1 pseudogene is annotated in these 785 nt (G+C 61.5%); it reads left to right on the top strand.

Annotated elements, in window-relative coordinates:
* Positions 1–785, top strand: a pseudogene (locus V7714_RS20570) (IS3 family transposase); the annotation flags it as partial.

Here is a 785-nt window from a genome sequence, read left to right as displayed (position 1 = left end):
TGCGCGGCTCAAGCGGATGCTAGCCAACTCGCTGCTTGAGAACGAGGTCATCAAAGAGGCTCTGCAAAAAAAGTGGTGACCGCACCGGCACGGCGTGAACTGGTGCGGTATATCGCAGAGCATGGCCTGAGCGAGCGTCAAGCGCTGCGTGTGGCGGACATGAGCGCCAGCGCGTTTCGTTATCGACCGAGGAGCGATCGCAACAGCGCCTTGCGCGAGCAGATCATCCTGCTCGCGCAACGACATCGGCGCTACGGCGCCGGCATGATCTACTTGAAGCTTCGGCAGTCCGGCTGGCGGGTGAACCACAAGCGCGTCGACCGGCTCTATGCCCAGGCGGGCTTGCAGGTGCGGCGACGGAAGCGCAAGAAGGTACCGCTGTCGGACCGACAGCCGCTAACTAGGCCAGATGCAGCCAACCAGGTCTGGTCGATGGATTTCGTGTTCGACCGCACGGCCGAGGGGCGGGTGATCAAGTGCCTGACCATCGTCGACGATGCCACCCATGAGTCGATTGCCGTCGTGGCAGAGCGCACCATCGGCGGCTATCCGCTGACCCGAATGCTGGATCGCTTAGGACTGGAGCGTGGCTTGCCGAAGGTCATCCGTACCGACAATGGTAAGGAATTCTGCGGTCGCGCCATGCTGAGCTGGGCGTACCAGCGTGGCGTGCTGCTGCGGCAGATCGAGCCGGGCAAGCCGAATCAGAATGCCTACATCGAGTCGTTCAATGGCCGGTTTCGGGACGAATGTTTGAATGAGCACTGGTTCACTTCCTTGGCTCA

Origin of the sequence: Chitinimonas sp. JJ19 (assembly GCF_036961565.1) — a bacterium.
Taxonomy (GTDB): Bacteria; Pseudomonadota; Gammaproteobacteria; order Burkholderiales; family Chitinimonadaceae; genus Chitinimonas.
Note: the sequence above shows the minus strand (reverse complement) of the source record. Positions and strands in the feature narration are given on the sequence as shown.